Source organism: Bifidobacterium canis (genome assembly GCF_009727065.1).
Classification (GTDB): Bacteria; Actinomycetota; Actinomycetes; order Actinomycetales; family Bifidobacteriaceae; genus Bifidobacterium; species Bifidobacterium canis.
The window spans coordinates 162,983-177,360 of the sequence record NZ_WNLP01000001.1 but is presented as its reverse complement, the minus strand read 5'-3'; the positions used below and the strand labels follow the sequence as shown (position 1 = coordinate 177,360).

The 14,378-nt window shown below is 56.4% G+C and carries 13 protein-coding genes and 1 pseudogene; 5 read left to right on the top strand and 9 right to left on the bottom strand.

The annotated features are described in order from the left end of the window. Nucleotides 1–44: 44 nt before the first annotated feature. Entirely contained in the window at nucleotides 45–809 is a 765-nt protein-coding gene (locus tag GSD1FS_RS00785) for a Bax inhibitor-1/YccA family protein (protein WP_155587961.1), read from the bottom strand. A 338-nt stretch (nucleotides 810–1,147) separates the two neighbouring features. Between GSD1FS_RS00785 and GSD1FS_RS00780 the strand changes: the two genes are divergently transcribed. After that, a complete protein-coding gene (locus GSD1FS_RS00780) occupies nucleotides 1,148–2,173 on the top strand; it encodes an NAD(P)H-dependent amine dehydrogenase family protein (protein ID WP_155587960.1) in 1,026 nt (341 codons plus the stop codon). Between the two features lie 196 nt (nucleotides 2,174–2,369). On the opposite strand, the gene GSD1FS_RS00775 is transcribed toward GSD1FS_RS00780, so the two are convergent. Together GSD1FS_RS00775 and GSD1FS_RS00770 are read right to left on the bottom strand one after the other, a co-directional pair. Beyond that, complete coding sequence (locus GSD1FS_RS00775) at nucleotides 2,370–3,020, bottom strand: response regulator transcription factor (protein ID WP_155587959.1); 651 nt, start codon at nucleotides 3,018–3,020, stop codon at nucleotides 2,370–2,372. Between the two features lie 24 nt (nucleotides 3,021–3,044). Beyond that, entirely contained in the window at nucleotides 3,045–4,259 is a 1,215-nt protein-coding gene (locus tag GSD1FS_RS00770) for a sensor histidine kinase (RefSeq protein WP_155587958.1), read from the bottom strand. A 175-nt stretch (nucleotides 4,260–4,434) separates the two neighbouring features. On the opposite strand from GSD1FS_RS00770, the gene GSD1FS_RS00765 reads away from it, so the two are divergent. Genes GSD1FS_RS00765 through GSD1FS_RS00755 form a run of 3 tightly spaced genes read left to right on the top strand, consistent with a single transcriptional unit; the run spans nucleotide 4,435 to nucleotide 8,053 of the window. Then, the gene (locus tag GSD1FS_RS00765; RefSeq protein ID WP_155587957.1) at nucleotides 4,435–5,445 is read left to right on the top strand and encodes an ABC transporter ATP-binding protein; all 1,011 of its coding nucleotides are present in this window, start codon (nucleotides 4,435–4,437) and stop codon (nucleotides 5,443–5,445) included. A gap of 45 nt (nucleotides 5,446–5,490) precedes the next feature. Continuing rightward, nucleotides 5,491–6,762 carry an ABC transporter permease gene (locus GSD1FS_RS00760; protein WP_155587956.1) on the top strand — a complete coding sequence of 424 codons (1,272 nt, stop codon included), beginning with the start codon at nucleotides 5,491–5,493 and terminating at the stop codon, nucleotides 6,760–6,762. After that, nucleotides 6,749–8,053, top strand: a complete 1,305-nt coding sequence (locus GSD1FS_RS00755) for an ABC transporter permease (RefSeq protein ID WP_246165672.1) — start codon at nucleotides 6,749–6,751, stop codon at nucleotides 8,051–8,053. The genes GSD1FS_RS00760 and GSD1FS_RS00755 overlap by 14 nt, the downstream gene beginning before the upstream one ends. A 120-nt stretch (nucleotides 8,054–8,173) precedes the next feature. Here the strand turns inward: GSD1FS_RS00755 and GSD1FS_RS00750 are convergent, their stop codons facing one another. The 3 genes and pseudogenes from GSD1FS_RS00750 to GSD1FS_RS00740 all read right to left on the bottom strand — a co-directional run bounded on the left by GSD1FS_RS00750 (nucleotide 8,174) and on the right by GSD1FS_RS00740 (nucleotide 11,738). Next, on the bottom strand, nucleotides 8,174–10,267 hold the full coding sequence (locus GSD1FS_RS00750) for a GmrSD restriction endonuclease domain-containing protein (protein ID WP_155587955.1): 2,094 nt from the start codon (nucleotides 10,265–10,267) through the stop codon (nucleotides 8,174–8,176). A gap of 2 nt (nucleotides 10,268–10,269) precedes the next feature. Beyond that, nucleotides 10,270–10,895 (bottom strand): annotated as a pseudogene (locus GSD1FS_RS00745) (isochorismatase family protein). A 198-nt stretch (nucleotides 10,896–11,093) separates the two neighbouring features. After that, nucleotides 11,094–11,738: a sugar O-acetyltransferase gene (locus GSD1FS_RS00740; protein WP_155587954.1), complete on the bottom strand. Its 645-nt coding sequence runs from the start codon at nucleotides 11,736–11,738 to the stop codon at nucleotides 11,094–11,096. Between the two features lie 130 nt (nucleotides 11,739–11,868). Here GSD1FS_RS00740 and GSD1FS_RS00735 point away from each other — a divergent pair, with 130 nt between their 5' ends. Then, nucleotides 11,869–12,111 (top strand): hypothetical protein, encoded by a 243-nt coding sequence (locus GSD1FS_RS00735; RefSeq protein ID WP_155587953.1) that lies wholly within the window; start codon nucleotides 11,869–11,871, stop codon nucleotides 12,109–12,111. A gap of 126 nt (nucleotides 12,112–12,237) precedes the next feature. Here GSD1FS_RS00735 and GSD1FS_RS00730 read toward each other — a convergent pair whose 3' ends face one another. The 3 genes from GSD1FS_RS00730 to GSD1FS_RS00720 are packed head-to-tail and all read right to left on the bottom strand — an operon-like array spanning nucleotide 12,238 to nucleotide 14,209. Further along, nucleotides 12,238–12,549, bottom strand: a complete 312-nt coding sequence (locus GSD1FS_RS00730) for a hypothetical protein (protein WP_155587952.1) — start codon at nucleotides 12,547–12,549, stop codon at nucleotides 12,238–12,240. Nucleotides 12,550–12,602: 53 nt separating this feature from the next. Then, nucleotides 12,603–12,980, bottom strand: coding sequence for a hypothetical protein (locus GSD1FS_RS00725; RefSeq protein ID WP_155587951.1), 378 nt, complete (start codon nucleotides 12,978–12,980; stop codon nucleotides 12,603–12,605). Then, entirely contained in the window at nucleotides 12,935–14,209 is a 1,275-nt protein-coding gene (locus GSD1FS_RS00720) for a KAP family P-loop NTPase fold protein (protein WP_155587950.1), read from the bottom strand. Before GSD1FS_RS00720 ends, GSD1FS_RS00725 begins: the two co-directional genes overlap by 46 nt. Between the last annotated feature and the right edge of the window lie 169 nt (nucleotides 14,210–14,378).

Genomic DNA, 14,378 nt, shown 5'->3' with positions numbered 1-14,378 from the left:
GCCCTTTCGTTCTCACGAATTACTTCGAGCTATATTCCGAAAACTCAGTCTCTGCTCAAACCGAACGCCTGCAGAACATACAGGAAGATGTTCACGAAGTCGAGATACAGGTTCAGTGCGCACAGAATGGAGATCTTCTCGATCATCTCCGGCCCCTGCGAAGCATAGGCGGCGAACGCCTTCTTCGTGAACTGAGCATCGTAGATCGTCAAGCCGGCGAACAGGATGATGCCGATCGCGGTCACCACTTTGAGCGCCGTGTTGGTCGGAGCCACGAACATCATGACGACTTCGGCGATAATCAGCACAATAAGCGCGATCATCAGAATCGGACCAGCCTTGAGCATGTCGCCCTTGGTGGTCAAACCGAACATCGTCAACGCGAAGTAGAAGCCGGCGCTCACCAAGAAGGCGATGCCGATGGTGCCCAGATCGTATGCGAGGAAGATAGTGCTGAGCGTCACGCCCATCAACGCCGCGTATACATAGAAGCAGACGCGTGCCGCGGTGGTCGACATGTTCATGACGCGCACGCCGAGATAGATGGCGAGGCCGATCTGCACGATCGCGAGAATCCACATACCCATGCCGCCGGTGGCGCGCAGGAAGCTGATGTAGAAGCCGCTCACTTGCGTGAGGATCGCGACGACGGCGGTGATGACCAAGCCGAGCGTCATCTCACCGTATGCGCGGGTGACCGAAACATGTTCCGCACGCTCATACACCTGCGTGGGCTGAACGTTCACGGCGCTTTGATATTGACCATATGGCGCGCCGTTATATCCCTGAGGCTGCTGACCGAAAGTCATAATGTGTCCTTTTTCGTAGTACGTTTCCTAGAGCATTATAGACAGCGTAGACATACCATATGCATAATCTTCGCTGAAAACCAGCTGAGAGCCCGCTGACATGCCTATTCTGACGCTCACATGCCATTCAACACCGGCGATATTGGCGCTATTCCGCGCAATCTACCATTGTCCTATCGAACGAACGCTTACTTTGCCCACCATTCGTGGATGTTATGTGAATACGATGGACGCGGATTTCAAAACGGATATAGTAAGGGTATGCGTCCCGCCCCTGCAACGAGGCAACGGCACACGCAATGTGAATCAACATCCATACCGCTCACAAAGGAGTATTCATGGAACCAATCAAAGCCATTCAATTCGGATGCGGCAAGATGGCGAAATACACCGTTCGCTACATGCACAGCAAAGGCATTCAGATCGTGGGCGCCATCGACGTCAACCCGGACGTGGTGGGCATGGATATCGGCGAATTCGCCGGCATCGGGCCGCTCAACGTGAAGATCAGCAGCGACGCCGAGGCCGTGCTCGACTCCTGCGATGCCGACATCGCCGTCGTGACGCTGTTCAGCTTCGTCAACGAGATCGAGCCGATGTGCGAACTGTGCCTCAAGCACGGCGTGAGCGTCATCACCACCTGTGAGGAAGCCATCTACCCGTGGACCACCGATCCGGCCGCCACGAACAGGCTCGACCGTCTCGCCAAGGAGCATGGCGCCACCATCGTCGGCTCCGGCATGCAAGACATCTTCTGGATCAACATGGTGGCCCAGGTGGCCGGTGGCTGCGAGTCGATTGACAAGATCACCGGCGCCGTCAGCTACAACGTGGAGGATTACGGCTTGGCGCTCGCCAAGGCGCACGGCGTGGGTCTGACCGCCGAGGAGTTCGAGAAGGAACTCGCCCACCCCGAGGAGATCGTGCCGTCGTATGTGTGGAATTCCAATGAGTCCTTGGCGCAGAAGCTGGGACTCACAATCAAGTCGCAGACGCAGAAGGCCGTGCCGTATTTCAGCGACGTGGACGTGTACAGCGAGACGATGGGCGAAACGATTCCAGCCGGCAAGTGCATCGGCATGTCCGCAGTGGTAACCACCGAGACGATGCAGGGTCCAGTGCTCGAAACCGCGTGCATCGGCAAGGTGTACGGCCCTGACGATGGCGACATGTGCGACTGGAAGATCAGCGGCGAACCCGACACCGAGTTCCATGTGGTCAAGCCTGCGACGGTGGAGCACACCTGCGCCACGATCATCAACCGCATCCCGGATGTGCTGAACGCTCCAGCCGGCTATGTGACGGTCGACCAGCTCGACGAGATCAGCTACCTCGCCTACCCTGCGTCAATGTACGTCGCATAAGCCATTAGACCAGCTCTTATACGAAATTGGGGTGACGCCAACGCGTTGGCGTCACCCCAATTTGCTGGTGGAGATATAAAACTCCTCTATGTGCATGTATACCGATTTAGAAAACGGTCATTTTCCAACGAAAATCGGCTTGAGATACTTGGTTCCCTGAGCGTTTTATATCCCCGCCAGCAAAATTAAGGGGAGGTTAGTGGCAGGAGAGCCACTCGACCGCCAGCTTCGTGCGGTTTGGGATGTTCGTTTTCGCCAGGATGTCACTGATGCGGTTACGCACCGTGCCCTCGCTCAAAAACAGCTCGCGGGCGATCTGGCGGTTGTCGCAGCCCTCGGCGACCAATGCCATGATCTCGCGTTCGCGGTCGGTCAGAGACGAGAACCGAGGATTCTCCTCCACCGGCGCGCTACCAGCACTCCCAACAGGCTGACCGGCATCACCGGACAACGGCAGGTTCTGCAGCACTTCGGCACCAAGCACCACTTGGCCTGCCATCACCGCTTGCACCGCGGGGATCACCGACGCGACGTCCTGTTTGATCAGGTATCCGCGCGTATGCAGTTCGATTGAACGGCGGATGTAGTCGGGGTCGGCGAAGGTGGTGAGAATCAAAATGCGGGCCTGCGGATGCGCATGAAGAATCCTTGAACTCGCTTCCAGACCATCCATGCCGGGCATCTGCACGTCGATGAGCAGCACGTCCGGTTCGTGCCGCTCGTATTCGGCGACGGCGGTCTCACCGTCGTGGGCGGTCCAGATCACCTCAGCGGTGCCCGTGGCCGTCAGAATAGTGCCCAACGACGAGCAGACGATCGGATCGTCATCCACAATCGCCACTTTCATATCAATCTCCTGTCATGCCCTGCATCACAAAATCTGCTCATGAACGCGGTTTGTATTCCGTGACTCCTTCGGAACCGACACGAATACTCGCCACCCGGCACCATACGGACCGCATACGGCGGAGCCGTTCAATACGCGCGCTCGCTCCTCAATATCAGTCAAACCAATACCTCGCATCTGCGCAGTATGTCGTGCATTTCGCTTGATCACCCCACCGTTATCTTGCACGATCAACTGCCAGAGTCCGGGAAGATCAACCAGCTTGACATTCACTTGCGTGGCGTTGCTGTGACGCATGGTGTTCGTCAACGCCTCGCGAACCACCGCAGCGAAGCAGTGTGCCACATTGGAAGGCGGCTGCGTAATGCCATTGGTTACGTGCACTTGTACGCGCGCGTCACCCGTCACAGAAGTGGCGTCTTCGATCATCGCCGTGAAATCAGTGCCTTCGTCTTTGAGATCGTGCACGGAACGGCGGATCATCGTCATCGCCTCGTCCAGAGCGCCGACGATCTCTTCGAATTGCTTGGCATGCATGTTGTCTCCGGTGCTGCGCGCCACCACTTCGTCCGCGTTCGTCAGCATGATCGCGCGTGTGAGCAGATGACCGACGTTGTCGTGAATCTCGCGAGCGATTCGCGTACGCTCGTTCAATCGTGCGCGTTGCATATCTGCGCTGCGAGCCGCCTCCATGTCGGAAATACGCGAGCGCGAGCGCCTCAATCGCTCACGCTGAGCATCTGCGAGCGCGCGGTAGCGGCGGAACGCCGCCTGTTCCTTGGCGTAGGTCGCGCCGGCCAGTGCGGCGAGCGCGGTCAGCACAACTAGTGCCAGGCACATGAACGTCGGCACTGACCACAATGTATGCGCGGTGGAGTCCTGTGTCAGGGCAGCCTGTTCGCTTATGCGGCGGAACGCGACGGCGAATGTGGCGATAACCGGCAAGCTGACGAACGTGAGTCTGCGTGAACGCCCCACATCAGTGGAAAACAGACGGTACCCCATGTCGGCGGCGAGCACGGGCAGCAGCGTGATCCACACGGGCACCGCCACGCTCGCCGAGCACAGCGCGCAGCAGACGGCGACCCATGTTCTCAGCGTCATGAACCTGCCCAGCGAAACCACACAGATGAACAGTAGAAGACCAATGATCATGGTTGCGGTCACATCGGCTTCCAACATGATGGCGAACAGCACGGCGGACAGGAACATGAGCGTATGCGCAGCGATGTTGGCCATGTCTCCTGCCCTCCAATCCATGCGATTCCCGTGAAAATCGAGCTGTATCCAGTTTCCAATATCCAGCATCGCATTGCGGCGCGCGTCTCGAATATGACATTTGTCACATACTCTCCGCAAGAGTCGTGACCGCGGACACCGTGTCGGGCTGTTCGCGGTGAGCATGATGGATGGTATGAACACTGCAACCACCACGGCACACAACAACGCGCGTACAGCCGACGCGCAGACCACAGCGGCGATCGCCGTTGACGAACTGGTGAAACGGTACGGAGAGCACATTGCGCTCGACTACCTGACCATGCAGGTTCGCCGCGGAGAGATCTACGGGCTGCTTGGACCGAACGGCTCGGGCAAGACCACGGCGATCAACTGCATTCTCGGCCTGCTCTCCTACGATTCGGGCGACATCCGCATCTTCGGCGAGCACATGAGCCCAACGAACTACGCGCTCAAACGGCGAATCGGCGTTGTGCCGCAGGATATAGCGGTGTTCAACGAGCTGACCGTCGAGGAGAACATCACATATTTCTGCTCGCTGTATGTGCCGGAACGCGCACGCCGCGCGCAGCTGGTGAACGAGGCGATCGACTTCGTCGGATTGGGCGACTACCGCACGTACCGCCCGCGCAAACTCTCCGGCGGCTTGCTGCGCAGGCTGAACATCGCGTGCGGCATCGTGCACCAGCCGGAGCTCATCTTCTTCGACGAACCCACGGTGGCGGTGGATCCGCAGAGCCGCAATTCGATTCTCGAAGGCATCCAAAGGCTCAACGCGCAAGGTTCGACCGTCATATATACGAGTCATTACATGGAGGAGGTCGAGCAGATCTGCGACCGCATCCAGATCATCGACCATGGTAGGCAGATCGCGCTCGGCACGGCGGACGAGCTCAAGCGCATGATCGACGTCGGCGAGCGCATCAGCGTGGAGGCTCCCACCCTCGGTTCCGATGCCAAGCTGCGCGAGCATGTTCTGGACTCCGTGCGCGCGCTGCCGGCGGTGATCGACGTCGATTTCGCCGACGACATGCTGGAGATCACGTGCACGCAGGGCGCGCACAATCTCATCGATGTGCTGCAGACGCTGCGCACGCTCGACGTGCCGCTCGGGCACGTCAGCTCACACACGCCGACGTTGAACGATGTGTTCCTGGCGTTGACCGGCACCGAACTGCGCGACTGACGGCAAGTTCATTGATGTACGACGAAAGAGACGAAAGGAGAAGACATGTGGAGCACGTTCCTCACCGCGATGCGTGTGAATCTGCGTGAGAAGTCGTCGCTGTTCTGGCTGTTCTGCTTCCCTATTCTGCTGTCCACGATGTTCCTCGGCATGTTCGGCAACCTGAGCGCCACCTATACGATCACGACGATGGATTTCGCCGTCGTGGCCGACGACTCCTATTGCAAGGCGGCGGGCGCACGGCAGTTGCTCGATGCGATGCAGCGCGATCCCGTCACCGCGGATTGCTCGGCCGGCACGGAGAGCGCAGCGGACACCACGGACACCGGCGGCACCGACCTACATGACCTGCTCACGCTGCACACGGTGCCGACCACCGATGAGGCCGTCGAACTGATCAACGGCAACGCGGACGTGCGCGGCTACATCACCGTGGACGGTGACGGGCTCATGCATATGACGATCAGCCGTTCCACGGTGTCCGACGCGAATGATGCGATGGGTTCCGCCGGTCTGCCGGTGTCGCTGAGCATTCTGAACGGCGCGATCGGCATGTTCAACCGGCAGAACGTGACGGTCGGCGACATCGTGCGTACCGGCCCGGCGTTGCTGCGAGACTCGACGTTCCTGCATGAGACCCAGCAGACCGACTCGTTCACGCATGAGATCTCGTTGACTCATTTCCAGCCGGACGAAGGCGCACGCTACTACTACGCATTGCTCGCGATGACGGCGTTGATGGCGATGAGCTTCGCCGTGACGAGCGTGTGCACCACGCAGGCGAATCTGTCTGCACTCGGCGCCAGACGTTCGCTTGCGCCGCTCACCAAGTTCCGTCAGCTCATGGGAGGCTTCCTCGCCAGCTGGCTGTGCACGTTCCTGGCGTTGCTCGTGGCGCTGCTGTACATCCGCTTCGTCTGCAACGTGCAGTTCGGCGGTCGCTGGGCAGCCATCATATTTGCACTGCTCGTCGCCTCGTTCGCCGCGAACGCTTTGGGCACGTTGCTCGGCGCTCTGCCCAAGCTCAGCTCCGGCACGAAGATAGGCCTGACCACCGCGCTCTCATGCGGTCTCTCGCTGCTCAGCGGCCTCTACGGTTCGGGTGCGATGGAGCTGAGCGATTGGATCCAACGCAACGCACCCGCTGTGGCTCTGGTCAATCCCACGCAGCAGGTCACCAACCTGTTCTACGACCTGCTCTATTACGATTCCTACGCCCCGTTCTTCCGCACCGTGGGCATTCTCATGATCATGTCGGCCATCGCCCTTGCACTTGCGACCGTGTTCCTCAGGAGGCAACGTTATGAGCACCTTTAAGGCTTCCCTCAAAGTCCTGGTTTCCAAGAAGCTGATGATCATGATCTACGTCGTCTGGCTGTGCCTGATGATGTTCGGTTTGAGCTGGTCGATCATCCAGAATCTCGCGCATTCCGACAATTCCACGACCTTCGCTTCCGCACGCCCGGAAGTCTCCGTGGTGAACCGCGATGACGATGATTCCGATGCGCTGGTTCGTTCCCTGAACGAGTTCCTCGCCAAGGACTGCGATCTGGTGGACGTTGGCGGCAGCGACGAGGAATTGCAGACCGCTGTGGCCTCGAATTACACCGATCTGATCGTGATCGTGCCGCAAGGCTTCGCCGACCGTTTCGCTCAGACGATTACTGACGGCACGGATGTGCCCGAGCTTGATACGGTGGTCAGTTTCACCGGCGCGTATGGGTCTCTTGCGCAACTGCAGGTGAACAACTTCCTGAATCTGACGCGTACCGAGGCGCTTGCCCAACATGGCGCCGGCGGCAGCGCAATAACCGCGACTTCGCTGACTACCGCGGCGCAGCACGTGGTCGATGCACTGGACGGCAACGAGAACTCATATCCGACAATCAGCGTCGCCGACGACCCGCACAGCGCCACCGATGCGCAGGAATCCGCACGCGTCGCATTCGTCACCTCCGTGAAGATGGGCGTCTACCCGCTGCTCGCCGCCATGCTGGTCGTCACCGCGTTGACGATGAACTCGTTCGCCGACGCGAATGTGCGCCGCCGCCTGTATGCCGCCCCGCAACGCTCGGGGTCGATGATGCTCCAACAGTTCGCCGCCTGTGGCGTGTTCGCCGTGGTCATCGCACTGGTGTATCTGGCGATTTCGCTCGCATTGCCGGCTTTGGCCGGACTGCCTGTAAGCGGTCTTGCCCCGGCTTCGGTGGCGATGTGCGCCGGATCTCTGGTTCTGTATGCACTCGTTGCCGTGGCCAGCGGCTTCATGGTGAGCATGCTCGCCGTCAACGCCGTTGCGGTCAATGCGATCGCCAATGTGTTCGGTCTGCTCGTCATGTTCACATCGGGCATGGCCTTCCCCATCGACATGATGCCCAGGATCATGATCATGATCGGCAAGCTCCTGCCCGGCTGGTGGTACTGCCAGTCCATCACCGCGGCCGGCGGTGCAAGCAACGCCGTTGATGCTGGCGCATGGCTTGCCAACAATGGCCTCGTGCTGCTGTTCGGCATCGCGTTCATCTGCCTGGGACTCGCCTTCTCGAAGCTGCGCCGCAGCCGTCCGAATCTGCAGGCGAGCGCCACCACGCAGCTCGCCGAAGCGTAAACTGGCGAATTCAAGCAATTCGCTTTCTTAGAATCAAAAGTGGGCGTATGGCGTGCGGGTTATCCCGCATGCCATACGCCCACTGCGTGTGATACCGTGCAGTACTTGCGGTGCAAAGAATCACATGGAGACGCGGTAGGTCTTCCAGATGTCGCTCAATGCGCGGCCGTCCGATTCGCGTTTCCACACGTTCAGGCTGGCGCTGCTCACGCCTCCCACGCCGCGTGCCGCGGCGGTCGGTGTCGCGTATTCGGTGCCATCTTCGCCACGCAATCCGTTCTCGGTGACGGTGACTTTCAGCACCTCGTGCTTGCGCGGGCGGTTCCATACGAACACGTCGCCCACGTTGAGCAGGCCGGCGCGCACCACCTGCCCGATGCCCACGCGTTTCGATGTGCGGCGGCTGCGGTGTTCGGCTTCGCGTGCCTGACGTTCCGCCTCCTCTGGTGCCACAGAGTCGATCATCACGTCATCGTAACTGATATGCCATGATTGCGCGATCAGTTCGACGATCTGGTTCTGCCGCAGTTGCAGGAACTGTGGGGTGAGCCGTTCCAAGTCCCCCAGCGTGCGCGTCAGCGGGAACTGCCGTGAGCTTGAACTCCTCAGGATGCGGGCGCGGCGTTCGTTGAACCCGCTGAACTCGTCCACGGACTTCTTCGTGGCCTGCGTCAGCACGAAGTTGCCGATGCGCTCTGCCCAGTAATCGCACTGCCCCGCCGGCCATGAGGCGAACTCACTGTCTGCCGGCACATGTTCTGGAATCAGAGGCACCGCGCGCAGCGAGCGCGGGCGTGTGATCCGCCCACCGGCGAGCTGTTCGTTCGCGCGGATGAGCAACAATCGTTTCATGTTGTCATCAATGGAGAGCTCGCCGCGCAAGTGCAGCATTGCGAGCCGTTGCTCGTCGCCGTCCACGTGGAATCCGGCGATGCGCTGCAATGGCATGTTCTTGCTGAGGTCGCGTATGATCGTCGCCGCGCGAGTGCGTCGTTCGAGCATGCTTTTGCCATTCAAACAATCGATGCCGGTCACGCGGTCGAGCGCCTGCAATACCTCACGAAGACGGCTCGCGTCGTGCAATCGAACCGCGCGGCTTGCGTCACCTCCATTGTTCAGTTGGGTGCGCGTAACCACGGTGTCTGGGTCGTCGAGACCGTTCAGTGAATGCGTCAGAATCCACATCGCCACCGGCTTCCAGTCGGTTGACGGGTAGTCGTTCAAGCCGATGAGCAGGTCGGCGATGTCGTCCGGCAACAGGCTCTCCCCCGGCCTGTCGATGATGTCGGCGCAGATGGCGTATGGGCGCAGCACGTCATCGATGAAGTCGATGCCTTTGTCTTTTCGTATGTATTTGTCGAGCACGTGATCGGTGAAGTCGGCGATCAGCGATTCGCACAGTGGCGTCTTCGTGTAGATGAGGTCGAGGTCGGCGAAGAACGCTTCGATGCGCGCGTTGTCGTCTCCCATCGGCTCCATGATGTCGTCCCAATAGCGTGCGTAGGCGTCACGTGCCGCCGGGGAGATGCCGGAGACCACTTTGGCTTTGAACACGTCGGACGGGGTGAGCGGCATGCCGCGCATGTTCATCACGTCGAAGATGCGATAGGCGCCGGAGATATCACCGGTCGTCACGATCACGAAGAACACGTTGTTGACTAGATATGACGCGAATACGCGGCGCTCTTCGACTTTCATCGACGCGAGAATATCGTATGCACATTGTGCATTGTCGCGAATGTTGCGCTGTGCCTGCGTTTGAATGTCGTTCTCTCGCAGATCGAACAATGCCTCCAAATCGCCTTGCTGCACGTATTCGCGGAAGAACTCCTCGTCCTGTTCGCGCAAGCGCAGTCGCGGCTCGGTTTCTATGCCGCGTAGTTTGTCGCCGGATTCAACGAGCAGTCCCTCGAGACTGTGCGCCAGCTGCGAGTCATCTTCCAGGGCGAGCAGCACGGAGAACAGAATCGAGAGCGACACCAGGCGTTGCTGCCCGTCGATCACCTGATGGATGCCATGCTCGTCGCGCACCAGAATAAGCGAACCGAGAAAATATGAGCTGTCTTGCACGGCGCACGCGTCGATCACATCGTTGATCAGCTGGCGCATCTGCTCAGGATGCCAACTGTACGAGCGCTGGAACGACGGAATCGCAAAACGGTAGTCCGACGTGAACACTTTCGACAGCGGCTTTTCGCTCGCATTGATCGACATGGTTATTCCCCTTCCGTCACATCGACTACATCGATGCCGACGGCACGCATACGGTTAACCGCCTGCTCGCCCAATTCGGCACTCACCGGCACGGTCAAATCGCGCAGCACTCGAACGGCAAAGCCGCGTTGCTTTGCATCGAGCGCGGTGTCTCGCACGCAATGAGATAACGCAATGCCAACAATGTCAACGTCGGTGATGCCGTGGTTTTGCAGAAGTCGGTTGAGTGTGCGGCCTTCTACCAGAGCCTGTTCGACCTCCTCGGGTGTCTGCAACCGGTCACCGTTGTCTTCAATGCCCTCGAAGCCTGAATACGCGGCGCTGTACTGCCCCTTTTCACATGATGCCCTATATTCAGACTCGCAATCGCTGGATGCAATGCTGCATTCGGCGTTCCTGCGACTCCGTGACGTGGCCAAGTATCCACGAAATCAGGTTGCTCAGCCCAATGATTCCCAGGCTCGATATGCCAATCCTGCGTGGTGACTATCAGTTGGTAATCGCCCCGGTTACGCATCACGAAATCTTGAATGGCGCGCGCCGTTGCGTTGCCGCCTTCCACGGCCAGTTCCCCACCTTCGCAGAACGTCGGCTGAACGTCCACTATGATCAATGCTGTTCGCTTCATATCCACCACGTCATTCTACCAAGGATTGCAGCGATCAGTATGCACATATGCGTGCTTGTGAATATGTGGAATTCAACCTATCGCAGGTATCGCCGTCACGTTATGTCTAATCGGAAATCACGCGCGTTATTTGGAAAATACGTCACATTTTGGTCTGAAAAGTGACGTATTTTCCAACTAACCGGCGTATTTTCCAATTTACTCGGCCTGTTCACGCCAAGCACGGTATTCGTCGGCTTTGGCACGCCAGTAGTCACGATCACTCTTGCCAATAGTGCGAATCACATGGCACGGATTGCCGACGGCGATGCTGTGCGAAGGAATGTCTTTCGTCACCACGGAGCCTGCGCCGATAACCACGTCATCGCCGATGGTGACACCCGGGCATACGACCACGTTGCCGCCGAACCACACGTCGTTGCCGATGACGATGGGCTTGCCACCTTCGAGCTGCTCGTTGCGCGCCTGCGCGTCAATCGGATGGTATGGCGTATACAGGCCCACGCGCGGACCGAAGAACACATTGTCTCCAATGGTGATCGGCGCAACGTCGAGGAACATGCAGTCCATGTTCGCATACATGTTGCTTCCGATGAACGTATTGCAACCGTAGTCGCTGTAGAACGGCGGGTCGATGAACGAGTTTTCCCCAAAAGCACCGAACAGTTCATGGAACATCTGATCTCGCTCGCTGAAAGCATCGTAGGGGGAAGTGTTGATCGCCTGGATCAGCCTACGTTTCTTGCGGCTGAGCTCTGCGAGGTGAGCATCTTGAGCGATGTACAGTTCGCCGCTGATCATGCGATCATATTCACGGGTATCAGGTTCGAAAGCAGTTGACATATCACTTATAGTAGCAGCCACTGTGGCGTGCTCCGCTGTTAGCGGCCATTGTAGTTGTGCACACTCAAGCGAAATTAGAATGACTGCCATGGGATGTGTTGATATTCCCATTATGAGGCAAGGAGAAATCATGAGCGCTTTCGTTTGGACATCGTTGTTCACCATCATCGTCGTCGCCATCGCCATCTGGGCGTTGTATTACGTGATTCGTGCGGCCGTTCGCGCCGGTACCATCGACGCATACAAGCAGATGGGTCTGGTGCATACGCCGGAAACCAAGGAAGATCAGCTCCAGCGAACTCGTGAAGCTCTGCAGGAGGAACGTGTGCAGGCAGTCATCAACGCACAATCCCAGAAGAAGTCGAATAAGTAAGTTTGCTGGTTGAGAGACCGAATGGTCGGGCACCATCAGAAGATGATGCCCGACCATTCGCATTGCATCACTCGTTACGCATCAGGTTGCGGAACATATGCCGCGATATATTCGCACCACTATCTTTTATCTTTGGAATTTCACCACGAGCACCGGTGAAGATGCGATTTCATTCATCTCCGCATATGCGGCAATCAAATTCTTCACTCCTTCGAGGTTGACGGCATTACCCATGTGGTTGGCTACCACATATCCTTTTACACCGTCGACCATTACCTCCGTAGCTTTGATATTGCTCTGTTTTAGCGGACTTCCATCCCCTTTTGTTATATTCCGACGGTAGCTCTCCGCTTTGTGCTCATCTCGGAAATAGCGGAAGTGCTTATGTGTAATGTCTCCGGACGTGCCATCACCAATTTTATCATTCCGCTCAATCACACTGGCATATGTCTTAATGATGGCATTCGATAGCGCACTCCAATTTGCGCTATCTATCGGTATACCATCCAATGTCGCTCCGACAAGCTTGGCTCCGGCAAGTAACGATTTTTGTACTTGCCATCTGAATTAATCATGGTGATGCCATTCGCATCAACCCGAAGCTCCCGAAGATCTTCGGCGTTCCGAGTGGGGTCCTCCTCCTGTTCGTCATTGGATGCTGAACGAATTGAGGTGACGGCAACATTCATCAAAGCCTGACGTAACCGTTCCTCAGCCTGATCATCATCACTTTCAGAATCATGCTTGCCTCCTGAATCGTTATAACCAAAATGTTCTCCGAACTCCACCAGCATACGAGTAAGAGAAATACGGTCATTACGGCTCAGATCCTGCCAGGTATCAGAGTCATCGGCAAGATCATTTTCCAATGTGGTGAGATAATCCGTTGCCTTTTGGTCTCCTCGCGTCTCGATGGCCAGATCTTCGAACACTCTTGGATATCTTTTTGGAAGCACAGCATAGCGAATATATCCGATTCGTTTTTATTGGCATCCTGAAGGCTCTCCGAGTCTGAAATAGAACGGGTCAAATTAAACGTATTGAATATACGCTTAATGGATCGCGGATTGTTCCCCACCGTCGTCTGAAGAATGCGCATATAGAAATCCTGATCCGCATCGCTCAAATTGGATACGAACCTCTTCACATAATTGTTAAGAGAATAGGCACCGACCGGCAGATTGAACGGAACCTGAATAATCTTGTCAAAGAATGCGCGACCTTTATCCTCCGTGAAATCATCACCATATTTCTTTCGCACCCCACGCAACACCACGTTGAAATCGATGGCCAAAATAAATATGCAGTTAGGTACATTGAGGAAGGTCTTGAGGGCCTCCATAATCTCAACCGCTCGCTCGGGTTCCAAACGATCGAGATCATCGATCATGATGTAAATTCTGCGATGCGATGCGTTATCTTTTTCGCTCTGATGACCTATTTTCCATTTTCTTTTCTTATCTTTATCGTTCTCATCAATCTTTGTAACCTCATCGATATAGCTTTCCAAATTTTTGCGTAAATCCTCCAACATTGAAGCAGGGGATTCTTCTTGTAATTTTTCCGGTAATGAAGAATTCTGCTGAATCTCCTCTTTACGCTCGGCAATATTTTGCCCTGTTTCAGCGAATACGTTTGCTAATCCGCCAGGGCCAATCATATTCGCAAGATAACGAATGGTCGGAGAAGTCAGAGCACTGACCGTTTTGAAAATGGATTTCAGCTTGTTGAGCATTTCAGCCGTGCTATCTTTTTGTCTCTTTAATTGTTCAGGCTCCAAACGTTCAAAAATGCCTCGCAGAAGAGAGAAAGAAAGATCATCGCCCAAATTGAATTGCGAGTACTGCCAAGTATTGAATTTCAGGATGATGTTCTTGTCATCCTTTTCCAGTTGTTCCGTGATGTAATTGATTGCGGAGGTTTTGCCGCTACCCCAATCCCCTTGAATCGCAACAGTCATCGGCGTCTCGCAATTACGAATGAACTCGGTGAAAGCATCGAGATATTTCCTTACATGCAGACTATCTTCTTCGATTTCTGATGGAGCTGCTGGTTCATCATTGAAAGCCGGATATTTCGTCATTAAAATATCGCTCATTATTCACCCTTCTTAATTTATTTGACGATTTTGATGGTACACGAACCACAAAGAATGTACTATTGCCTAGCCAGAATTCGAATAATACGCACGTCTGATGAGATATATTGGATTAAGGCATTATCTTCATCAATCGCATTACCATGCTCGGAAAATCAGACTCGCATTA